Source organism: Antribacter gilvus (assembly GCF_003946865.1).
GTDB lineage: Bacteria > Actinomycetota > Actinomycetes > Actinomycetales > Cellulomonadaceae > Antribacter > Antribacter gilvus.
Window position 1 is genome coordinate 237018 of record NZ_QXTH01000007.1, and the last position, 22250, is coordinate 259267.

Genomic DNA, 22250 nt, shown 5'->3' on the forward strand with positions numbered 1-22250 from the left:
AGCTAGCCGATGAGGCGCAGGTCGGTGATGGTCCCGCTCGCGACGAGCGCGACGTACAGGTCGGTGAGGATGAGGGTGCCGAGCGTGATCCAGGCGAACATCTGGTGCCGGGTGTTCAGTGCGGAGACCTTGGTCCAGAGCCAGTACCGCACCGGGTGCTTCGAGAAGTGCGTGAGGCGGCCGCCCATCACGTGCCGGCACGAGTGGCACGACGCCGTGTAGCACCACAGCAGCGTCACGTTCGCGAGCAGCACCAGGTTGCCCACGCCGACGACGAACCCGTCCCCCGGATGGTGGAACGCGACAATCGCGTCATAGGTGTTGATGATCGAGATGATGATCGCGAGGTAGAAGAAGTACCGGTGGGAGTTCTGCAGGATCAGCGGGAAGCGCGTCTCGCCCAGCTGCTGCCCGTGCGGCTCCGGGACCGCGCACGCCACGGGCGCGAACGCGAACGACCGGTAGTACGCCTTGCGGTAGTAGTAGCAGGTCAGCCGGAACAGCAGCAGGAAGGGCAGGCTGAGCGCCGCGTACGGGATCAGCGGGTGGTCCGGGAGGAACATCCCGAAGTGCGCCGCGCCGGGCTCGGACGCGCAGCCGAGCGACACGCAGGGCGAGTAGAACGGCGTCAGGTACCGCTCGTCGGCGAAGAAGTACTGCTGCTGGAACGCCCGCACCCCGCCGTAGACGAGGAAGATCAGGATGCCGACGGTGGTGGCCGCGGGGGGCAGCCACCACCGGTCCGTCCGCAGCGTCCGTGCCCCGACCCGGGCACGCCCCGGGGCGTCGACCCCGTGGTCGACCCGCGAGGGACCCGCCGTCACGACCGGTCGCCGTGGTAGCCGCCGACACCCTCGTCGTCGGCGTCGCTGAACATCGCCTCGTCCAGCGGGGTGTCGGGCACGACGACGTGCTCGGGCACCCCGGCGGCGCTCCCCTGCCGGGCGAGCCGGGCGTTCGCCAGCTCGCTCGCGTCGATCTCCAGCCGCGCCAGATCGTTCGCGAGCCGACGGACCTCGGGCGTCTCGCCGAAGGCGTTGCGCACCTCGGCGACGCTGTGCCGCAGCTGGTCGATCGAGCGGCGGAGCGTCTCGAACTCGGTGGTGGTCACTCAGCACCTCCTCGGCGACGCACCTCACACCGGCGTGAGGCAGGTCACACCCGACTCTGCCCGATGTACTCCCTGGTGGCAAGGTCGGCGCGCCGGGGCGCCCGCTACTTGAGCCCGCTGTTGGCCAGGGCCGCGATGAACTGCCTCTGGAAGACCAGGAACACCATCATGACCGGGATCACCGAGGACACCGAGGCCGCCATCGCGGGCCCGGCCCCGCCGAGAACAACACTGTGCAGGCAACCAGGGCCAGTTGCCTGCACAGGGTTGTTCTCAGCTGCCGACGGGATCATCTCTGCGACTGCGGCTTAGGCAACCTCGTGCTGACATCCCTCCGCCGCGTACGACGACTACACGTCTTCTCGTCGGGGAGGTCTTGACGCGCCAGGTGGTAGAGGATGATGTCTGAGCCCAACACCTCCCAGCAGAAGGGGCGCGCGTGGCGCTCACGGACGACGCGATCGCGAAGATCCGGGACATGATCGTGTCCGGTGAGCTCAAGCCCGGGCAGCGCCTGCCGCCGGAGAAGGAGCTCAGCGACGCGCTGGGCCTCTCCCGCAGCTCGCTGCGCGAGGCGGTCAAGGCCCTCGAGCTCATCCGCGTGCTCGACGTACGCCGCGGCGACGGCACGTACGTCACCACGCTGGAACCGGACCTGCTCCTGGAAGCCGTGTCGTTCGTCGTCGACCTGCACCAGGACGCGTCCCTGCTGGAGCTCTTCGAGGCCCGGCGCCTCCTGGAGCCGCAGGCGGCGGGGCTCGCCGCTGTGCGGATGAGCGAGGAGGACCTCCGGGCGCTCCGCGGGATCGTCGACGACGTCGGCGAGGACACCGCGATCGACGCGCTGGTAGCCCACGACCTCGCGTTCCACGCACGCATCACCGCGGCCTGCGGCAACTCCTACCTGCGAGGAATGATCGACGCCCTGAGCAGCCGCACCGTGCGGGCCCGGATCTGGCGCGGCCTCACCGAGAGCGGCTCCGTTCAGCGCACCCTCGACGAGCACCATGCCATCGTCGACGCCCTGGAGCAGCGGGACCCGGACCTCGTCCGCGCCCTCGTCACCGTGCACGTCCATGGCGTCGAGCGGTGGTTGCGCCGCGTCAGCTGACGGCCCGCCAGGCGTCCCCGCCGGGGTAGGCGAACTCGGTCAGCGACGACTCGAGCATGGTCGCCCCGGCGCCGGGGGCGAGCGGCGCGACGTACCGGCCGTCGCGGAGCTCCACCCGCGTGACGAAGTGCTCGTGCAGGTGGTCGACGTACTCCACCATGCGGTCCTCCATCGTGCCGGAGACCGCGACGAAGTCGAACATCGAGATGTGCTGCACGGCCTCGCACAGGCCCACCCCGCCCGCGTGGGGGCACACGCGCACGCCGAACTTGGCGGCGAGCAGCAGGATCGCGACGTTCTCGTTGACGCCTGCGACGCGCGTGGCGTCGAGCTGGAGCACGTCGAGGGCGCGCGCCTGCAGCAGCTGCTTGAAGACGACGCGGTTGGCGACGTGCTCGCCGGTCGCGATCGGCACGGGGCGCACGCGGCGGGCGATCTCCGCGTGGCCGAGGATGTCGTCGGGGCTGGTGGGCTCCTCGACCCAGGCCAGGTCGTAGGGCGCGAGCGCCTCGATCCAGGTCACCGCGTCGTCGACGTCCCAGCGCTGGTTCGCGTCGACGGCGATGCGGACGTCGGGGCCCACGGCTTCCCGCGCCAGCCCGAGACGACGGCGGTCGTCGGCGAGGTCGGCGCCGACCTTGAGCTTGATCTGGGTGAAGCCGTCCGCCACCGCCTCGCGGCACAGCCTGGCGAGCTTGGCGTCGTCGTAGCCGAGCCAGCCCGGCGACGTCGTGTACGCGGGGTAGCCGGAGCGCTCGAGCTCGGCGACGCGGTCGGCCCGGCCGTCCTCGGCACGCCGCAGGATCTCGAGCGCCTCGTCGCGGGTGAGGGCGTCGGTCAGGTAGCGGAAGTCGATCAGGTCCACGATCTGCTCGGGCGTGAGGCTCGCGAGCAGCTTCCACAGCGGGAGACCCGCGCGCTTCGCCTTGAGGTCCCACAGCGCGTTCACCACCGCGCCGATCGCCATGTGCATCACGCCCTTCTCCGGGCCGAGCCAGCGCAGCTGGGAGTCGTGCACGAAGCCGCGCCAGGTGGCTCCCAGGTCGTCGAGCAGCGGCTCGACGTCGGACCCGACAAGGGTGCCCGCGACGAGGGCGACGGCGGCGGCCTCGACGTCGTTGCCCCGGCCGATGGTGAAGACGAAGCCGTCGCCCTCGTCACCGGCGTCGGTGCGGATCGTGAGGTAGGCGGCGGAGTAGTCGGGGTCGGGGTTCATGGCGTCGGACCCGTCGAGCTCCAGCGACGTGGGGAACCGGACGTCTCGGACGTCGACCTCGGTGATGGTGCTCATCGATCTCCTTCGGGGAGGACCCTGTCGCCCGGGCGGGGCAGGCGGGTCACTGGGGCAGGCGGTAGACGCGGCACGCCGTGCCGCCCTCGACCGCGACGCGCTCGTCGGGCGACAGCCCGGCGATCAGCTCGCGCAGCACGGTCACGGTGGGGGCGTACCCGCCCTCGGGGACGTTCATGGGCCAGTCGCTGCCCCACATCAGGCGCTCGGGGCCGAAGGCTGCGAGCGCGTCGTACCACACCTCGGCGAGCGCCTCGCGGTCGTACGGCGCCCCGGGCCTGCGCAGGCCGGAGACCTTGGCGACGACGTTCGGGCGCCGGGCGAGGTCGGTGAACGCCGCCCGCCAGGCGGGGAGGTCTCCTCCCCCGCGCGGCGGCTTGCCGAGGTGGTCGAGCACGATCGTGAGGTCCGGGAGCGCATCGGCGAGCTCGATGACGTGCGGGAACAGCCGCGGCCAGGCGTCGGGCACGTCGAACGCGAGCCCGGCCCGCGCCACCTCGGCGAGCGACGCCCGCACGGCCGGCAGCCGCAGCAGGTCGGGCCGCGGGTCGACGTGCGCGAGATGCCGGAGGCCGACGACGAGCCCCGTGGCCGCGTGCTCCTCGAGCTGCCGTCTCGCGGTCGGAGGGTCGTCGAGCCGCACCCAGCCGACCACTCCGGCGACCCACGGGTGCCGGGCGGCGACGTCGAGCATCGCCCAGGTGTCCGCGATCGTGTCGTCGGCCTGCACGAGGATCGCCGCGGAGACGCCTGCGCGGGACAGCTCGGCCCCGGCGTCGGCCGCCGTGAAGTCGCGGTAGAGGCCGGTGAGGTCGGGTGTGAGCCAGCCGTAGCCGCCGTCGGCCAGCCGCCACAGGTGGAGGTGCGCGTCGACGGCGCCGTCGGAGCCGCTCACGGCGCCGGGACCAGACCGCGCTCGTGGAGGGCGGCCCACAGGTCGTCGGGGATGGGCTCAGCGGCGCGGTCGACGCTCTGGCGTACCTGCTCGGGGCGGCTCGCGCCCACCACGACCGTGCACACGAGCGGGTCCCGGAGCGTGTACTGCAGCGCCGCGGCCGGGAGCGTGGTGCCGAACCGCACGCACTCGGCGGCGATCGCCCGCGCCCGCTCCAGCACGTCGGGGGGCACGGGGCCGTACTCGTACCGGGCGTCGGCGGCCACCTCGGCCCGCGCGAGCAGGCCCGAGGCGAAGATCGAGGCGTTGACGATCCGCACCCCGTGCCGCGCGCAGGCGTCGAGCACGTGCGGGCGCACCTGCTGCTCGACGAGCGTGTAGCGCCCGGCCACCATCAGCAGGTCGATCGCGCCGGTCTCGGCCGAGGCGAGGAGCGCGTCCGTGGACATCGACCCGACGCCGACGGCGCACACCACCCCCTCCTCGCGGAGCCCGGCAAGCGCGGGGACGGCCGTGGCGAGCGCGCCGTCGAGGCCGTACCGCTCGGGGTCGTGCAGGTAGAGCACGTCGATCCGGTCGAGCCCGAGGCGCTCCAGCGACTCGTCGACGCTGCGCCGCACGCCGTCGGCGGAGGCGTCCCAGACGCGCCGGGTCGTGGCGGGCACGTGGAAGTCGTTGTCCGTGTCGAGCGTGCCCGCGCCCTCCGGGTGGGGCCGCAGCAGGCGGCCCACCTTGGTGGAGAGCAGGTACTCGTCGCGCGGCTTGGTGCGCAGGAACGCGCCCAGCCGCCGCTCGGACAGGCCGAGGCCGTAGTGCGGCGCGGTGTCGAAGTAGCGGATGCCCGCCTCCCACGCGGCGTCCAGGATCGCGTGGCTCTGCTCATCGGTCAGCTCGCGGTAGAGGTTGCCGACGTTGGCCGCGCCGTACCCCAGTCGCCCGAAGGGCAACGTGGTTCTCAAGTCCCGTTCCTCCGTCGCTCGGGTCAGGCCGGCCGCAGGCGCAGGGCCGCCATGCCGCCGTCGACCTCGATGTACGTGCCGGTGGTCGAGCCCGACTGCGGCCCGACGAGGTACAGCACCGCCTCGGCGACCTCGCGGGCCGACACCAGCCGGCCGTGCGGCTGCCGCGCCTCGAGCGCGGCGCGCTCGGCCCCCGGGTCGTCGGCCTGCGCCAGCAGACGCTGCACCCACGGGGTGTCGGCGGTGCCGGGGTTGACCGCGTTGACGCGGATGCCCTCGCGCAGATGGTCGGCGGCCATCGCGCGCGTCAGCGAGAGCACCGCACCCTTCGAGGCGCTGTAGAGGGCGCGCTGCGGGAGGCCGACGGTCGCCGCGATCGACGACGTGTTGCACACCGCTGCGGCGGGCGAACGACGGAGCCACGGCAGCGCGGCGGCGGCCACCCGGGCGATGCCGGTGACGTTGACCGACAGCACGCGGGCCCACTCGTCGTCGTCGTTCGCGGCGACGTCGCCCACCGCGCCGATGCCCGCGTTGTTCACGACGATGTCGAGGCGGCCGAACGTCTCGGCGATGCCCTCCACGGCGGCGACAACGCTCGCCCGGTCCGACACGTCCGCCGCACGACGCTCGAACGCCGGGTCCGCGGCGTCGGGGTCCAGGTCGAGCACGCCGACGTGCGCGCCCGCCTCGCGCAGGCGCTGCGCGACCGCCGCACCGAGGCCGGACGCGCCGCCGGTCACGAGCGCCGCGAGCCCGTCGAGGCTGGTGTCAGCCACGGGGACCTCCCCACGCCGTGAAGGTCTGACGCTGCGTGCCCAGGCCGTCGATCTCGACCTCGACGACGTCGCCGGGGCTCAGGTAGGGGAACCGGCCCGAGAGCGCGACGCCCTCGGGGGTGCCGGTGAGCACCAGGTCGCCCGGCTCGAGCGTGAGGTACTGGCTCAGGTGCCACACGATCGTCTCGACGTCGAAGATGAGGTCGCGGGTGGACGAGTCCTGCCGCGGCTCGCCGTTGACCCGGCTGCGGAGGCGCAGGTCGCCGGGATCGACCTCGTCGGGGGTGACCAGCCACGGGCCCGTGGGATTGAACCCGGGCGCGCACTTGCCCTTGGACCACTGGCCGCCGGACTGCTCCAGCTGGAAGGTCCGCTCGGACACGTCGTTGGCCACCACGTAGCCGGCGATGTGGGCGCGCGCGTCCTCGGGCGCGTCGAGGTACGACGCCGCGCGGCCGATCACGACCCCGAGCTCCACCTCCCAGTCGGTCTTCACACTGCCGCGCGGGATCTCGACGTCGTCGTCGGGACCCACGACCGTGTTGGGGGTCTTCAGGAACATCACCGGCTCGGCGGGCGGGGCGGCCCCGGACTCGGCGGCGTGCGCCGCGTAGTTCAGCCCGATGCAGATCACCGCGCCCGGACGGGTGATCGGGGCTCCGCGCCGTAGCTCGTGGGCCCCGTCGAGCGGGGCGAGCGTCCCGGCGTCGAGCGCTGCCTGCGTGCGGCCGACGGGATCGTCCGCCAGAAATGCGCCGTGGACATCCGATGTCACGGGACGCAGGTCGAACACGGCGTCCCCGACGAGGACCGCGGGGATCTCCGCACCCGGCGCCCCGAACCTGGCGAATCTCATGTCACTCCCTGGGTCGTCACTGCGGCCTGGGCCGCGCTGGCGGCGCCCACGGTAGCAGAGACATCTGATGTTTGATCGAGCCTGGCAGGGCGGGGCTGTCGACCAGGGCTCAGCCCCTGACCGTCTCCCCCGGGTCACAGACCGGTGACGATCCTGACCGCCGTTGCCCGGACGGCTTGACGGGACCGCAGGACTCGGGTCACTCTTGGGCTGCCAAAACGATTGGGCAGAGAAGATGACGCAACGAAGAGTCACGATCAAGCAGGTCGCCGCCGAAGCCGGCGTCTCGATCACCACCGTGTCCCACGTCCTCAACGACGTGCCGGGCAAGCGCGTGCACCCGGACACGAAGGACCGGGTGCGGGAGGCAGCGGCGCGCCTGGGCTACCTGCCCAACTCGCTGGCGCAGAGCCTGCGCACGCAACGCTCGAACACCATCGGGTTCATCGGCGACGAGGTCGCCACCACTCCCTTCGCGGGAAAGATGATCCTCGGCGCCCAGGACGTCGCCCTCTCGCGGGACGCCGTCGTGTTCGTGGTGTCGACCGGCTACCAGCGCGAGGTCGAGAACCGGGAGATCGAGGAGCTGCTGCGTCGTCAGGTCGACGGGATCCTGTACGCCTCGATGTACCACCGGGCCGTCGAGCTGCCCCCTCAGCTCGCCTCCGTGCCGACGGTCCTCATCAACGCCTCGTGCACCACCGACGGGATCCCGTGGGTGGTGCCGGACGAGGTCGCCGGCGGCGAGGACGCCGCCGACGTCCTGCTCGGAGCAGGCCATCGCCGGCTGGCCTTCATCAACGACGTCGACGAGATCCCCGCGGCGTTCGGTCGCGAGGAGGGTTTCCGGCGTCGGGCCGCGCAGGCCGGGCTGCGCGACGACGACCTCCAGGTCGTCACGGCCGAGACCGATCCCGCAGGCGGCTACGCCGCCGCCCGCCAGCTGCTGGAGAGCGACAACCGCCCCACGGCGATCTTCTGCTTCAACGATCGCCTGGCGATGGGCGTCTACCGCGCCGCGACCGAGCTCGGACTGCGGATCCCGCACGACCTGTCGATCGTGGGCTTCGACAACCAGGAGTTCGTCGCCGACGGCGTCTTCCCCGGCCTGACGACGATCGAGCTGCCGCACTACGACATGGGCGTGTGGGCGACCGAACAGCTCTTCGACCGCATCGAGGGCGGACCGCGCAAGGCGGGACCCGCTCCGACCACCAGACTCCGCGGCCCGGTGATCCACCGGGACTCGGTTGCGTCGCCCCCCTGGGTCCAGGACCCAGGAGAGCGACGCGAACCTTCGGACCGGCGCGGCAACGCCGGGTCTGACGGCGCAGCACCAACCATCCGCACGAACAAGTGACCTAGGAGGGCACCTTGTCTCGCAGAAACCGCCGCATCGTCGCGGCCAGCCTAACCGCCCTGGCAGTCGCGGGGACAGCCGCCTGCAGCACAGGCTCCAGCGCGAGCTCCGACGGGCCGGCGACGATCGACCTGTGGACCCACGCCGGGGGCAACGAGGCCGAGCTCGGGGTGATCAACACCATCGTCGAGGACTTCAACGCCAGCCAGGACCAGTACACGGTCAACGTCCAGGACTTTCCCCAGGACGCGTACAACGACGCCGTCGTGGCCGCGGCCTCCTCGGACAACCTGCCGTGCATCGTCGACGTCGACGGCCCGAACGTCGCCAACTGGGCGTGGGCGGGCTACATCCAGCCGCTCGGCCTGCCGGACGAGACCTTCGAGGGCCAGCTCGCCGGCACCCTGGGCAAGATCGACGGCGAGGTCTACGCCTACGGGTACTTCGACGTCGCGCTCGCCATGTTCAGCCGGCAGTCCGTCCTCGACGAGGCGGGCGTGCGCGTCCCGACCGTCGCCGAGCCCTGGACCAAGGACGAGTTCATGGACGCCCTGGCCAAGATCGACGGCCTGGGCCAGTTCGAGCACCCCCTCGACCTGGGCACCGGCGGCGGGGGCGAGTGGATCCCGTACGCCTACTCCCCGTTCCTGCAGAGCTTCGGTGGCGACCTGATCGACCGGTCGGACTTCCAGAGCGCCGAGGGCGCGATCAACGGCCCCGAGGCCCTCGAGTGGGCGGCGTGGTTCCGCGGCCTGGTCGAGTCCGGGCACATGGCGCAGACCTCCGGCGAGGACGCGACCGCCGACTTCGTCAACGGCAAGAGCGGCCTGCTCTACACCGGCAACTGGGCGGACACGACCGTCAAGGAGGCGTTCGACGACGCCGTCGTCCTGCCGCCGCCGGACCTCGGCGCCGGGCCCAAGATCGGCGCCGGGTCGTGGCAGTGGGCCATGGCGGAGGGCTGCGAGGACGTCGAGGCTGCTCGCGCGTACCTCGACTTCGCGCACGACACGAAGTACTTCGTGGAGTACGGCAACGCCGTGGGCCTGATCCCGGCCACGCTCGACGCCGCCGCCGAGATCCCCGCGTACGCCGAGGGCGGCGAGAACCGGATCTACCTCGAGATGGCCGACCAGTTCGCCGTGGTGCGACCCGAGACGCCGGCCTACCCGTTCATCTCCTCCGTCTTCCAGAAGGCGACGAAGGACATCCTCGCGGGCGGCGACGCCAAGTCGATCCTCGACAGGGCTGCCGCCGACATCGACCGCGACATCCAGCAGAACGGCGGGTACACGTCCTGACCTGACGGTCAGGACCGTCGTCCCCCGGTGGTGGCTGCGGATCGCTCCGTCGCGCCCGCAGCCGCCACCCTCCATGAAGGAGGCCCAGCTCATGGCCATCACCCAGCAGAGCCCGACGCCGTCCCCCTCGCTGTCGCCCCCGACGGCCTCCCCGCGGAGCGCCCGTGCGCGCCGCGGGGAGGCCGGGGCCGCCGCGCTGATGATCACGCCGGCGCTCGCCCTGTTCGTCCTGTTCCTGATCGTGCCGATCGTCCTGGCGTTCGCGCTGGCGTTCACCAACGCCCGGCTGATCTCCCCTCGCCCGCCCGAGTTCATCGGGCTCGACAACTTCGCCCTGCTCTTCACGGACCCGGTCTTCTGGGCCTCCGTCCGCAACACCTTCTACTTCGCGGTGGTCGTGGTCCCGGTCCAGGCCGGGCTCGCACTCCTGCTGGCGGTCCTGGTGAACGCCAAGGTCCGGGGCACCCGGTTCTTCCGCACCGTGTACTTCCTGCCGGTGGTCACCTCGATGGTCGTGGTCTCCCTGCTCTGGCGGTTCATGTACCAGCAGGACGGCCTGATCAACAAGGCGCTCCAGTCCGTCACGTTCGACCGGTTCACCCCCGTCGACTGGCTCAACGACCCGGCGTGGGCAATGCCCGCGATCATGCTCATGTCGGTGTGGCAGGGCGTCGGCTTCACGATGATCATCTGGCTCGCCGGCCTGCAGACCATCCCCGGGGAGCTCTACGAGGCAGCGGAGCTCGACGGCGCGGGGACCTGGCACCAGTTCCGGTACATCACCTGGCCGGGGCTGCTGCAGACGCGGACCTTCATCCTCGTGACGATCACCATCGCCGCGTTCTCGCTCTTCACCCAGATCAACGTGATGACGCAGGGCGGCCCCCTGGACAGCACCACGACCGTCGTCTATCAGGCCGTGCGCAGCGGCTACCAGCAGCTGCAGACCGGCTACGGCTCGGCGATCTCGCTGGTCTTCTTCGTGCTGGTGCTGACCGTCTCGCTGGTCCAGCGCCACCTGACCCGAGAGCGGGGCTGACATGTCCGTCACGTCCATCGCGACCCCGACCAAGCGGTCCGTCGTCGTCACCGTCCTGCGATCGGTGCTGGTGGTGTTCTTCGCCTTCCCGATCGTCTTCATGCTGGTGTCGTCGCTCAAGCCCGACCTGCAGATCTTCGCCGACCTCGGCTCGTGGCGGGCCTTCCTGCCCGTCGGCGACGTCTCGTTCGCGAACTACACCGGGGTGTTCGACCGGGTGCCGTTCGCGCGGTTCATCCTGAACTCGGTGCTGATCTCCGGGGTGACGATCGCCCTGGGGATCCTCGTCAACAGCATGGCGGCGTTCGCGCTGGCCAGGCTGCGCTGGCGCGGGCGAGGGCTCGTCCTCGGGCTCGTCCTCGCCACCCTCATCGTCCCGTTCGAGACGCTGGCCCTGCCGCTGCTGTGGTGGGTCAACAAGCTGCCCTCGTTCGAGGCGGACGGGTTCTCCCTCGCCTTCAAGCAGGGATGGCTGGACACCTACCAGGTGCAGATCATCCCGTTCATCGCGAACGCCTTCTCGATGTACCTCTTCTACCAGTACTTCGCCTCGATCCCGCGGGAGCTGGACGAGGCGGCCCGGATGGACGGCGCGGGCTGGTTCGCGATCTACCGCACGGTGATCATGCCGCTCTCCGGGCCGGCGATCGCGACCGTCGCGATCCTGACCTTCCTTCCCGCGTGGAACTCCTACCTGTGGCCACTCATGGTGGTCCAGAGCGAGGAGCTGCGGCCGGTGATGATCGGCCTGCAGTACTTCTTCCAGCTGAACACCTCGTGGGGTCAGGTGATGGCCTACTCGTCCCTGATCACGATCCCCGTCGTGGCGCTCTTCCTGGCGTTCCAGCGCTCCTTCATCAACTCGATCGCATCCTCGGGGGTCAAGGGCTGATGCCTCACGTTCTTCCTGACACCTGGACCTGGGACATGTGGTTCGTCGACGACGGCCACGAGTACCACGTCTTCTACCTCAAGGCGTCGCGCGCTCTGGGCAACCCGGACCGCCGCCACTTCAACGTCACCGTCGGCCATGCCGTGTCCCCCGACCTGCGGGACTGGCGGGAGGTGCAGGACGCGCTGATCGCGTCCGACGCCCCTGCCTTCGACGACTACACCACCTGGACAGGCTCGGTCGTACGTGGCCCGGACGGTAGGTGGCACCTCTTCTACACCGGGACGAGCCGGGCCGAGAGCGGCCTGGTGCAGCGCGTGGGCGTCGCGACGTCCGACGACCTCTACACCTGGGAGAAGGTCTCCCCCCAGGCGCTCTGCGAGGCGGACGCGACCTGGTACGAGAAGTACGACGGCGTCGCATGGTTCGACGAGGCGTGGCGCGACCCTTGGGTCTTCGCCGACCCGGACGGCGCCGGCTGGCACATGCTCGTCACCGCGCGTGCCAACCACGGGAGCCCGGACGGGCGGGGCGTCGTCGGGCACGCGACCTCGCCCGACCTGCGGGACTGGACCGTGGGCCCAGCCCTGTCCGAGCCCGGCGCCGGGTTCGGGCAGCTCGAGGTGCCCCAGGTCGCCTCGGTCGACGGGCGCGACGTCCTGATCTTCAGCTGCCTCCACGGCGAGCTGAGCGAGGAGCGCCGGGCGGCCGGGGAACGCGGGGGGGTCTGGGCAGTGCCCGTGGCCTCGCCGACCGGGCCGTTCGACGTGGAGAAGGCCACCCGCCTCACGGACGAGAGCCTGTACGCGGGTCGGCTGGTCCAGGACCGCGAAGGCTCCTGGTGGCTCTTCGCGTTCCACAACATCGACGAGACCGGAGCGTTCGTGGGCGCCCTGTCCGACCCCCTGCCCGTCGGGTGGGCACCGGACAGACGCCTTCACGTGACCGACGGGCGCTTCGACCACCTCGTCTGACACGCCGGCGGGCGGCCATGCCGGGCCGCCCGCCGGTCTACCTGCACCTCTCATGACAGACATCGAAGGAGATGCTCGATGAGATCGACTTTCGCGCGCCCGCATCGCGGGCGCCTGCTGCCCGCAGCGCTGCTGGCGGTAACCCTCGCCCTGACCGGAGCATTCGTCGCGGCGCAGCCGGTGGAGGCCGCCGCCCCCTTAGCGATCGAGAACCCCAGCTTCGAGACGGGCAACCTGAACGGGTGGACCGTGCTCGAGGGGCAGGCGTTCACGAACGCCACGGTCAGCAACGCCACCGGGTGGGGCTGGGGCTGCTGCTTCAACCCCGAGGGGTCCTACCACCTTTGGGGAGCGGCCGCCCCGGGCGGTGACACCCCGACCGGCCGGATGCGCTCCTCCACCTTCACCCTGGAGGGGACCGGCGAGATCAGCTTCCTCCTGGGCGGGGGCAACGACCGCCAGAACCTGTACGTCGCGCTGCGCCGCGCGTCCGACCACACCGAGCTGATGCGGGCCACGAACACCGCCTTCGCCGACTCGGAGAAGCTCACCCGCGTGGTGTGGAACGCCTCGGCCTTCCTGGGGCAGGAGCTCTACCTCGAGGTGGTCGACCGCGCCACGGGCGGCTGGGGCCACGTCAACCTCGACGACGTGCGCACGTTCACCGAGCGCCCGATCGCGCAGATCGTCAACCCCGGCTTCGAGACCGGTGACCTGACCGGCTGGACGGCCACCGGGCGGGCCTTCACCCCCGCGCACGTCACGAACCGGACCGAGTGGGGATGGGGCGGCCCGTTCGGGCACGACGGCGTCTACCACCTCTGGGGCGCCAACAACGGCACCGACAACGAGACCGGCACCCTCCGGTCGTCGACCTTCACCCTCGGTGGGACCGGGGTCATCGAGTTCCTGATCGGTGGCGGCAACAACCTCGAGGACCTGTACGTCGCACTGCACCGCGCGTCCGACGGCACGGAGCTGATGCGCGCCACGAACACCGCCTTCGCCGACTCGGAGAAGTACAGCCGGGTGCGGTGGAACGCCGCGGACCACCTGGGCGAGGAGCTCTACCTCCGCGTCGTGGACGACGCCACGGGCGGCTGGGGGCACATCAACGTCGACGCGTTCCAGGTGCCGAGCGGGGCCGTCGAGCCGAGCCCCAGCCCGAGCCCGAGCACCAGCCCCAGCCCGGGCACGAGCCCCACTCCCACCCCGAGCCCGAGCCCCACGCCGACCCCGGAGCCCCAGCCCGAGTTCGACAACGCCGGCTTCGAGACCGGCACGCTCCAGGGCTGGGCCGCCGACGGTGAGGCGCTCTCCGAGGCGACGGTCAGCTCGGCGACGAACACGCCCGTCGGCGAGCCGTTCGGCGCGCACGGGACGTACCACCTCTGGGGCGGTGCCCTGGGCGAGTGCCTGACCGGAACGCTGACCTCGCCCCAGTTCGTCGTCGGCGACCACGGCGAGGTGCGGCTGCTGCTCGGCGGCACCGCGGACCCCCGCGTCTACGTCGCGGTGCTCTCTGCCGCGGACAACCAGGAGCTCGCCCGGGTCGGCGTCGGCGCCACGCGCGAGACGTACCAGGAGGCCGTCCTGAACCTCGCGGGCCACGCCGGGCAGACGGTCCGCCTCCGGCTCGTCGACAGCTCGCCGACCGGGCACCTCAACGTGGACCACGTCCGGACCCTGGCCGACGGCGCGACCGCGCCGGGCACCGCCGCCGCAGCCCCCGCCCTCGTCATCGAGAACGCGGCGTGGTTCCCGGCGGCGACGTCCGCCGACGCGGCGAGCGGCTCCTGCTGACGGTCTGACGGCGGCCCCCGCCGCCACCTCGCACCTCATCGACACGAAAGGTCGTTCCAATGACGGAACACCGAGACACCCCGACGATCCCCCGCCTGCCCCGGCTCGACCGGCGCGTCTTCCTCCAGGGCGCCGCGGTCTCCGCGGCGGTCATCACCACGGGCGCGCTCTTCCGCCCCGCGGCGAGCGCCACCGGCGACCCGGTGCTGCGCCTGTCGTACGACCAGCCGAACGGCTCGGCCGCCATCCTCGAAGAGGTCAGCAGGACCAATTTCACCGTCCGCACCGTGAACAACCCGGCCGAGCGAGTGCCCGGCGTGCGCGGCAGCGCGTTCCGCACGGACGGCTTCTCGACGTGGGCGACGGGGCAGTTCACCACGCCGCTCACGTCACAGATGACGGTCCAGACCTGGGTCGCGCTGGAGAGCTACCCGTCAGACGCCGAGCAGCCGTACACGAGCCTGACGCCGTCGTCGATCATGCACCAGCGCACCGACGACTCCGGGTTCGACCTCGCGATCAACACGTTCGGCGAGTGGTGGTTCACCGCGCACGTGGGCGGGCAGTGGCACACGGTCAAGGCGCCGTGGCTGTTCCCGCTGTACGAGTGGGTCCAGGTGTCCGCGGTGGTCGACGGCGCGGCCGGCGAGCTGCGGCTGCACCTGGACGACGCCCGGGGGCCGAAGGTCGCCCGGGTCGCGGTCCCGGCCGGGGCACGGTTCCGGCAGGCAGCCGGCGCACCGCTGGTGATCGGCAAGGGGCGCCAGGACCTCACGACGGGCGTCTTCCTCGTCAACGCGCTGAACGCGGCGTACGACGACACGCGGATCTACGACGTGGCGCGCGGCGCGAACCTCCTCACGTCCGAGTATGCCGCCGGGATCGCCGGGGCCAGCCCGGCGCACGACGTCGCCCTCCAGGTGACGGACCTGCGGTTCGCGGACGACATCCTCCGGCCGCGGTACCACGCGATGCCGCCGGCCAACTGGACCAACGAGCCGCACGGTCTGGTGCTGCACGACTGCAAGTACCACATGTTCTACCAGCGCACGCCGAACGGCCCCTTCAAGTGGCAGATGCACTGGGGCCACCTGACCAGCACGGACCTGGTGCACTGGACGAACCTCCCCGACGCGCTCTACCCGGAGCCGAACGACCGGGAGGCGCGGATGGGGGCGGTCGCCGGGGGCGGCCTGACGGGGCAGGGCTCCAAGGGGATCTGGTCGGGCGACGTGGTGTCGGTGGACGGCACCGCGCACGCGTTCTTCACGACGGTGAACTTCGGCGGCCCCTACGACCCGGGCATCACGCGCGCGTCCAGCTCGGACGCGGACCTGGTGACCTGGACCAAGGCACGTACCGGGGTCATCGACAAGAACGCGCCCGCGCACGTCGCCGACTTCCGCGACCCGTACCTCTGGCAGGAGGGCAGCACCTGGCACATGATCATCGGCGCGGCCACGGGCGGGGGCGGCGCGCTCGAGCACTACACCACGCAGGACATCCAGGGGCAGTGGACGCGGGCGAGCAGCCCGTTCTGCACCATCCCGTTCACGTCGATGGACATCGGCTCGGCCATCTGGGAGATGCCGGTCTTCGAGAAGATCGGCGTCCACCAGGGCCAGGACAAGTACGTCCTGGTCGTGAGCCCGATCGGCCGGTCGGTGTCCAAGCTGGCCCCGCCGTACACGCGCTCCGTCTACTGGACGGGCACGTGGAACGGCAGCCAGTTCGCCCCGGACTACGCGCAGCCGAAGATGCTCGACCTGATCCACGGGCACCTCTCCCCCACGGTCGCCCGCGGCCCGGACGGCACCCCCGTGGCCATCGGCATCGTCGACGAGCGGTCCAGCTCCCAGATGCAGCTCGACCTGGGCTGGGCGCACACGTTCAGCGCGCCGCGCGAGTGGTTCCTGCTCGCCGACGGCCGGACGCTGGGGCAGCGGCCCCTGGCGCAGCTCACGACGCTGCGAGCCGGAACGCCGCAGACCGAGTCCGGGGTCGCCGTGACCGGCGAGCACCGGCTCGCGGCGGCCGGCAACCAGGTGGAGATCGTCGCCCAGGTGGACCCGGCCGCCACCGGCACGCGGTACGGCCTGTGCCTCGGCGTCTCGCCCGACGGCGGCGAGATCACCCGCCTCTACTACGAGGGCGGCCACATCGTCATCGACAAGTCCCGCTCCAGCCGCAACTTCGACAACGAGGAGGCCGTGCTGCTGCGCGGCGCCTACGACGAGGCCGCGTTCGGGAAGCCGCGGAAGTTCCACGTCTTCGTGGACCACTCGGTGATCGACGTGTTCATCAACGACGCGGCGGCGTTCTCGAACCGGATCTACCCCACGACCCGGGGCGCCGACGGCCGGTCCGCGAGCACGGGCCTGCGCCTGTACTCCGAGGGCGGCACGACCCGCTTCACCCAGGTGGACGTCTGGCAGCTCCAGGCCGCCGGCCCGTCCACGCCGTCCTGACCTCGCGAGATATACCGGCGGCCGGCCATGCCGGGCCGGCCGCCGGCCCTGCACACCTCATGACAGACACTGAAGGAGATGCAATGAGAATGTTAACGTCCGCACCGCCACGCCGGGGGCGACTGATCCCCGCGGCGCTCATGGCGGCGGTGCTCGCCCTGACCGGGGCTCTGGCCGCGGCTCAGGCCGCGGAGACCACCGCTCCGCCCACCGTCGAGAACCCGAGCTTCGAGACCGGGGACCTGACCGGGTGGACCGCCGTCGAGGGCCAGGCGTTCACCGACGCCGCTGTCTCCGACGCCCAGGACTGGGGCTGGGGCTGCTGCTTCAACCCGGACGGCACCTACCACCTCTGGGGAGCCGCCGCCGGTGGGGACGCCCCGACCGGACGCCTGCGGTCCTCGACCTTCACCCTCGGTGGCATCGGCGAGATCAGCTTTCTCCTCGGCGGGGGCAACGACCTCGAGAACGTGTACGTCGCGCTGCACCGGGCCTCCGACGGCGCCGAGCTGCTGCGCGCCACCAACACGTCCTTCGCCGACTCCGAGAAGCTCGACCGGGTCGTGTGGGACGCGGCGGCGTACCTCGGTGAGGAGCTCTACCTCGAGGCGGTCGACAAGGCCTCGGGCGGCTGGGGCCACCTCAACCTCGACGACGTGCGCACCTACACCGAGCAGTCGATCACCGAGGTGGTCAACGGCGGGTTCGAGACCGGCGACCTGACCGGCTGGACCGCCACCGGGGACGCGTTCTCCGCGGCCCAGGTCACCGACGCCACGGACTGGGGGTGGGGCGGCCCGTTCGGGCAGGACGGTCAGTTCCACCTCTGGGGCGCCAAGGACGTCCCCGACGCGGCGACGGGAACCCTCACGTCGTCCACGTTCACCCTCGCCGGCACGGGCGCGATCGAGTTCCTGATCGGCGGCGGCAACGACCGCGACAACCTGTACGTGGCGCTGCACCGGGCCTCGGACGACGCCGAGCTCCTCCGGGCCACGAACACGGCCTTCGCCGACTCGGAGAAGTACAGCCGGGTGCGGTGGGACGCGACGAACCACCTGGGCGAGGAGCTCTACTTCCGGATCGTCGACAACGCGACCGGCGGCTGGGGACACCTCAACGTGGACGCCTTCGACACCACCGTCGACGTGCTCGGCCACGAGTTCGACAACGCCGGCTTCGAGGCCGGGAACCTGAGCGGTTGGACCGTGCAGGGCGAGGCGTTCACGCAGGCGAACGTCAGCTCCGCGACGACCACGCCTGGCGGCGAGCCCTTCGGCGCGCAGGGCACGTACCACCTCTGGGGCGCGGCGCAGGGCGACGAGAGCCTGACCGGCAGCGCGACCTCGCCCCGGTTCGTCGTCGGCGGGCGCGGCGAGGTGCGGTTCCTGCTGGGCGGGACGAACGACCCCGGCGTCTACGTCGCGGCGCACTCGGCCGCAGACAACCGGGAGCTCGCCCGCGTCGGGGTCGACGCGACGCGCGAGGCGTACCAGGAGGCCGTGCTCGGCCTGGACGCCCACCGCGGGGAGGTGGTCTACCTGCGCCTCGTGGACGAGTCGCCGACCGGGCACCTCAACGTGGACCACGTGCGGACCCTGGTCAACGACCCGATGTACTGGTCGTTCGACGAGACGACGGGCCGCACGGCCCAGGACAGCGGCTCGGGCGTCGCCGACGACGTCGCCTACGTCTTCAACGACGCCGCGGACAAGCCCGACTCGGACCCGCTGTGGAGCGAGGGCGTCCAGGCCGGGTCGCTGCTGTTCGACGGGTACTCCACCTACCTTCAGCGGGACGGGTCCTCCGCCCTCACACCCAGCAGCACCCTGAGCATCGAGGCCTGGGTGGCGCCGCGCTCGTACGAGTGGGGTGACCTCGGCCAGGCCTCGGCGATCGTCAACCAGCACGACGCCGGAGCCCGCACCGGCTACCTGCTGGGCATGTACCGCCACGGGGCGTGGGGGCTGGAGCTCGGCGACGGGATCGCGTGGCACACGCTGCGAGCGCCCCAGGACGCCGTCCTGCCCACGTACGAGTGGAGCCATGTCGCCGCCACGTACGACGGCGCCACGGGCATGATGCGCCTGTACCTCAACGGCGAGGAGGTGGCGACCAAGGACGTCGGCGCCGGCACCCGCATCCTCGCCGCGGCGAACCAGCCGCTCATGGTCGGCCGCCACAACCAGGCGGCGGTCATCAACGGCACGTTCCACGCGAACTCGTGGAACGGCGCCATCGACGAGCTCACGGTGACCGACGAGCTCTTCGGCGCGGAGCGGATCGCCGAGGCAGCCGCGCAGGGCGGGGAGGCGTCGACCGCCGGTCTGCGGCCCGACCGGGCCCGCTTCGACGGCGACCGCTACCGGCCGCAGTACCACTTCCTGCCGCCGGAGCACTGGATGAACGAGCCGCACGCGCCGATCTGGTTCGACGGCAAGTACCACATCTTCTACCAGCACAACCCGCAGGGTCCGTACTGGCACCAGATCCACTGGGGTCACGCGGTGAGCACCGACCTGGTGCACTGGGAGGACCTGCCGGTCGCGATCGCGCCGTCCGAGCCGGTCACCCCGGACGGGGTGTGGTCCGGCAGCGCCACCTACGACGCCGACGGCAACCCCGTCCTGTTCTACACCGCGGGGAACGACGCCGCGGTGCCCAACCAGGCGACCGGCCTGGCGTGGCCGGTGCCCGGAGCGCCGGAGAGCCCGCTCGCCGAGTGGAGGCTGGAGCCGGAGCCCGTCACGGTGCAGGAGCCCGACCTGGACTCGCCGGTCGGCACGCCCTGGTTCGGCCAGTTCCGCGACCCGTTCGTCTGGAAGGAGACTGCGGAGGACGGCAAGCCGATCTGGTACCAGCTTGTCGGCTCCGGCATCGTCGACGGCGACCGCAAGGTCGGCGGTACGGCCCTCGTCTACACCTCGCGGGACCTGGTGAGCTGGGAGTACCAGAACCCCTTGTTCATCGGCGACGCGGCGACCTACCCGAAGACCGGCCAGGTCTGGGAGCTGCCGGTGATGCTCCCGCTCGGCGAGCAGGACGGCGCCGAGAAGCACGTGCTCGTCGTGAACCCGTGGTTCGACGGCTACAACGAGAACACCGCGAAGAACACCTACTACTGGGTGGGCACCTGGGACCGGGAGACGCACTCGTTCGTGCCCGACCACGAGGAGCCTCGCCTCTTCGACTACGCCGAGCACTTCACCGGCCCCTCGGGCATGGTCGACCCCTCGGGCAGGTCGCTGCTGTTCACCATCACGCAGGACGGGCGCAGCGAGCAGGACCACTACGACGCGGGCTGGGCCCACTCGATGGGGCTGCCCGTGGAGCTGACCCTGACCGAGGACGGCGACGCCGGGCTCGAGCCGGTCGAGGAGCTGCAGAGCCTGCGCTCCGAGAAGGTGCTGTCGCTCAAGAACGAGTCGGTCGAGCGCACCAACGCCCGGCTCGACCGGGCCCACGACAGGTTCACCGACCTCCTCGAGGTCCAGGTGGAGCTGCAGATCACGCCGAGCACGGAGCCAGGGGCCGGCACCAGCGCCGGGCTCGAGCTGCGGCGCAGCGGTGACGGCACCGAGCGGACCGTCCTCACCGTCGACCAGGACACCGACCTGCTGCGGCTCGACCGGAACCGCTCCAGCCTCGACCCCGACACCCGCAAGGGCGTCCACCAGGGGGCCTTCGAGATCGACGAGAACGGCAAGGTCTCCATGCACGTCTATGTGGACCGGTCGGTCGTGGAGGCGTTCGTGGACGGCGAGAAGTCGATGACCACGCGGGTCTACCCGACCCTCGCGGACGCCGTCGGGCTGCACGTGGTGGGAGGCTCCAACGTCAAGGTCAAGTCGCTCGACGTGTGGAACCTGGACGGCGCGTACGGGCCGGTCGTCCCTGCCCACCACGAGGAGCCCAGGGCCCAGGCCCCGGGCGAGCTCGCCAACGGCGACTTCGCCACGTGCGACCTCACGGGCTGGACCGTCGTCGACGGCACTGCCTACAGCGACGCCAACGTCACCGACGTGAACGACTGGGGCTGGGGCGGCGCGTTCCGCCAGGCGAACGCCTGGGACAGCGAGGACCGCTGCCACCTGTGGGGGTTCAACGGAGCCGTGGGCGACGGCGCCACCGGCCGGCTGCAGTCCGAGACGTTCACGCTCGGCGGGGACGGGCAGATCGACCTCCTCACCGCCGGCGGGCACGACCCGGAAAAGCTGTACGTCGCCCTCGTCCGGGCCTCGGACGGCGAGGTCCTGGCCAAGGTCACCGGCAACGAGCACGAGGCCCTGCGCGCCCAGTACAAGCGGCGCACGATCGACGGGTCCGCGCATGTGGGCGACGAGCTGTACCTCGAGATCGTGGACCTGGCGACGGGCGGGTTCGGGCACCTGAGCGTCGATGACGTCAACGTCCCGGTCGCCCTCGACGGGCCACCGGCAGGTGACGCCGGATGAGCGAGTTCCTGGTGGTCGGCGAGGCGCTCGTCGACATCGTGGAGGACCTCGGCGGCGCGAGGTCCGAGGTCCCCGGGGGCAGCCCGGCGAACGTCGCCCTCGGGCTCGCACGCCTGGGTCGCTCCGCCGAGCTCCTCACGTGGCTCGGGCAGGACCCGCGCGGCAGCGCCGTCGTCGACCACCTCACGGCGTCCGGGGTGACTGTGCTGCCCGGGTCGATGGAGGCAGCGCGGACGTCCACGGCCCTGGCTCGCCTCGATCGCGACGGGGGCGCGACCTACGAGTTCGACCTCGAATGGAGCCTCGCGGGCTGCACGCCCACGCAGGACGTGTCGGTGCTCCACACGGGTTCGATCGCCGCCGTCGCGGAGACCGAGCCGCCCGGCGCCCTCCTGGACCTGGTCCACGAGGCCCGGCGTACGGCGACGATCACCTACGACCCGAACCTGCGTCCCTCGATCATGCGAGACGTCGGGGCCGTGCGGCCCCGGGTGGAGGCCCTGGTCGCCGCCGCGGACGTCGTGAAGGTGAGCGAGGAGGACCTCGCCTGGCTGCAGCCCGGCGCGGACCCCCTCGGCGTCGCGTCCCGGTGGGTCACCGACCTCGGGTGCGCCCTCGCGGTCGTGACCCGTGGCGCGGACGGGTCGACGGCGGTGCTGTCCGGCGGGCGGCGCGTCGACGTCCCGCCGCAGCGGGTCCCGGTCGTCGACACCGTCGGGGCCGGCGACGCCTACATGAGCGGGCTGCTCGCGGCGCTGTACGAGCACGGCTACACAGGGGCAGGTCGTCGCGCGGACCTCCACGCGATCACCGACCCGGCAGTCACGACGATCCTGGGCTTCGCCGCCCGGGTCGCCGCCATCACCGTCGGGCGCTCGGGGGCGAACCCGCCGCGGCTGGCGGAGGTGACGACGGCGGTCTGAGCGGGAGCACGCGGGAGGGGTGGCAGCGATCGCT

Annotated in this window: 18 protein-coding genes; 10 read left to right on the forward strand and 8 right to left on the reverse strand. The window is 71.6% G+C overall.

The annotated features are described in order from the left end of the window. Window positions 1-2 precede the first annotated feature (2 nt). From D1350_RS13915 to D1350_RS13925, 3 genes are all read right to left on the reverse strand, one after another. Window positions 3-824 (reverse strand): hypothetical protein, encoded by an 822-nt coding sequence (locus D1350_RS13915; protein WP_125776612.1) that lies wholly within the window; start codon window positions 822-824, stop codon window positions 3-5. After that, the gene (locus tag D1350_RS13920) at window positions 821-1111 is read right to left on the reverse strand and encodes a hypothetical protein (protein WP_125776613.1); all 291 of its coding nucleotides are present in this window, start codon (window positions 1109-1111) and stop codon (window positions 821-823) included. The genes D1350_RS13915 and D1350_RS13920 overlap by 4 nt, the downstream gene beginning before the upstream one ends. Window positions 1112-1215: 104 nt before the next feature. Further along, the gene (locus tag D1350_RS13925) at window positions 1216-1374 is read right to left on the reverse strand and encodes a hypothetical protein (protein WP_206074536.1); all 159 of its coding nucleotides are present in this window, start codon (window positions 1372-1374) and stop codon (window positions 1216-1218) included. A gap of 176 nt (window positions 1375-1550) precedes the next feature. Here D1350_RS13925 and D1350_RS13930 point away from each other — a divergent pair, with 176 nt between their 5' ends. Further along, entirely contained in the window at window positions 1551-2222 is a 672-nt protein-coding gene (locus D1350_RS13930) for a FadR/GntR family transcriptional regulator (protein WP_125776614.1), read from the forward strand. Here the strand turns inward: D1350_RS13930 and D1350_RS13935 are convergent. Genes D1350_RS13935 through D1350_RS13955 form a run of 5 tightly spaced genes read right to left on the reverse strand, consistent with a single transcriptional unit; the run spans window position 2215 to window position 7002 of the window. After that, window positions 2215-3513 (reverse strand): enolase C-terminal domain-like protein, encoded by a 1299-nt coding sequence (locus D1350_RS13935; RefSeq protein ID WP_125776615.1) that lies wholly within the window; start codon window positions 3511-3513, stop codon window positions 2215-2217. The two genes, D1350_RS13930 and D1350_RS13935, sit on opposite strands and share 8 nt — an antisense overlap. Window positions 3514-3559: 46 nt before the next feature. Then, window positions 3560-4408, reverse strand: a complete 849-nt coding sequence (locus D1350_RS13940) for an amidohydrolase family protein (RefSeq protein WP_125776616.1) — start codon at window positions 4406-4408, stop codon at window positions 3560-3562. Continuing rightward, a complete protein-coding gene (locus D1350_RS13945; protein WP_206074537.1) occupies window positions 4405-5367 on the reverse strand; it encodes an aldo/keto reductase in 963 nt (320 codons plus the stop codon). The genes D1350_RS13940 and D1350_RS13945 overlap by 4 nt, the downstream gene beginning before the upstream one ends. Before the next feature lie 23 nt (window positions 5368-5390). Further along, entirely contained in the window at window positions 5391-6146 is a 756-nt protein-coding gene (locus D1350_RS13950) for an SDR family NAD(P)-dependent oxidoreductase (protein WP_125776617.1), read from the reverse strand. After that, entirely contained in the window at window positions 6139-7002 is an 864-nt protein-coding gene (locus tag D1350_RS13955; RefSeq protein ID WP_125776618.1) for a fumarylacetoacetate hydrolase family protein, read from the reverse strand. The genes D1350_RS13950 and D1350_RS13955 overlap by 8 nt, the downstream gene beginning before the upstream one ends. A 235-nt stretch (window positions 7003-7237) precedes the next feature. On the opposite strand from D1350_RS13955, the gene D1350_RS13960 reads away from it, so the two are divergent. The 9 genes from D1350_RS13960 to D1350_RS14000 all read left to right on the forward strand — a co-directional run bounded on the left by D1350_RS13960 (window position 7238) and on the right by D1350_RS14000 (window position 22216). Next, window positions 7238-8362 (forward strand): LacI family DNA-binding transcriptional regulator, encoded by a 1125-nt coding sequence (locus tag D1350_RS13960; protein WP_125776619.1) that lies wholly within the window; start codon window positions 7238-7240, stop codon window positions 8360-8362. A gap of 14 nt (window positions 8363-8376) precedes the next feature. Next, the gene (locus tag D1350_RS13965; RefSeq protein ID WP_125776620.1) at window positions 8377-9663 is read left to right on the forward strand and encodes an ABC transporter substrate-binding protein; all 1287 of its coding nucleotides are present in this window, start codon (window positions 8377-8379) and stop codon (window positions 9661-9663) included. Window positions 9664-9754: 91 nt separating this feature from the next. Further along, window positions 9755-10702: a carbohydrate ABC transporter permease gene (locus D1350_RS13970; protein ID WP_125776621.1), complete on the forward strand. Its 948-nt coding sequence runs from the start codon at window positions 9755-9757 to the stop codon at window positions 10700-10702. Window positions 10703-10802: 100 nt separating this feature from the next. After that, on the forward strand, window positions 10803-11594 hold the full coding sequence (locus D1350_RS13975; protein ID WP_240644106.1) for a carbohydrate ABC transporter permease: 792 nt from the start codon (window positions 10803-10805) through the stop codon (window positions 11592-11594). After that, window positions 11594-12568: a glycoside hydrolase family protein gene (locus tag D1350_RS13980; protein ID WP_125776623.1), complete on the forward strand. Its 975-nt coding sequence runs from the start codon at window positions 11594-11596 to the stop codon at window positions 12566-12568. The genes D1350_RS13975 and D1350_RS13980 overlap by 1 nt, the downstream gene beginning before the upstream one ends. Window positions 12569-12646: 78 nt before the next feature. Continuing rightward, the gene (locus tag D1350_RS13985) at window positions 12647-14371 is read left to right on the forward strand and encodes a hypothetical protein (protein WP_125776624.1); all 1725 of its coding nucleotides are present in this window, start codon (window positions 12647-12649) and stop codon (window positions 14369-14371) included. Window positions 14372-14430: 59 nt separating this feature from the next. Beyond that, complete coding sequence (locus tag D1350_RS13990; RefSeq protein WP_125776625.1) at window positions 14431-16839, forward strand: glycoside hydrolase family 32 protein; 2409 nt, start codon at window positions 14431-14433, stop codon at window positions 16837-16839. A gap of 89 nt (window positions 16840-16928) precedes the next feature. Further along, complete coding sequence (locus D1350_RS13995) at window positions 16929-21293, forward strand: GH32 C-terminal domain-containing protein (protein WP_125776626.1); 4365 nt, start codon at window positions 16929-16931, stop codon at window positions 21291-21293. Beyond that, window positions 21290-22216, forward strand: coding sequence for a carbohydrate kinase family protein (locus D1350_RS14000; RefSeq protein ID WP_125776627.1), 927 nt, complete (start codon window positions 21290-21292; stop codon window positions 22214-22216). Before D1350_RS13995 ends, D1350_RS14000 begins: the two co-directional genes overlap by 4 nt. The last annotated feature ends 34 nt before the right edge of the window (window positions 22217-22250 follow it).

Coding starts and splice junctions, on each gene's coding strand:
- D1350_RS13960 (WP_125776619.1), top strand. CDS start 7,238: ATGACGCAACGAAGAGTCACGATCAAGCAGGTCGCCGCCGAAGCCGGC.
- D1350_RS13955 (WP_125776618.1), bottom strand. CDS start 7,002: ATGAGATTCGCCAGGTTCGGGGCGCCGGGTGCGGAGATCCCCGCGGTC.
- D1350_RS13985 (WP_125776624.1), top strand. CDS start 12,647: ATGAGATCGACTTTCGCGCGCCCGCATCGCGGGCGCCTGCTGCCCGCA.
- D1350_RS13970 (WP_125776621.1), top strand. CDS start 9,755: ATGGCCATCACCCAGCAGAGCCCGACGCCGTCCCCCTCGCTGTCGCCC.
- D1350_RS13995 (WP_125776626.1), top strand. CDS start 16,929: ATGTTAACGTCCGCACCGCCACGCCGGGGGCGACTGATCCCCGCGGCG.
- D1350_RS13935 (WP_125776615.1), bottom strand. CDS start 3,513: ATGAGCACCATCACCGAGGTCGACGTCCGAGACGTCCGGTTCCCCACG.
- D1350_RS13990 (WP_125776625.1), top strand. CDS start 14,431: ATGACGGAACACCGAGACACCCCGACGATCCCCCGCCTGCCCCGGCTC.
- D1350_RS13975 (WP_240644106.1), top strand. CDS start 10,803: ATGCTGGTGTCGTCGCTCAAGCCCGACCTGCAGATCTTCGCCGACCTC.
- D1350_RS14000 (WP_125776627.1), top strand. CDS start 21,290: ATGAGCGAGTTCCTGGTGGTCGGCGAGGCGCTCGTCGACATCGTGGAG.
- D1350_RS13980 (WP_125776623.1), top strand. CDS start 11,594: ATGCCTCACGTTCTTCCTGACACCTGGACCTGGGACATGTGGTTCGTC.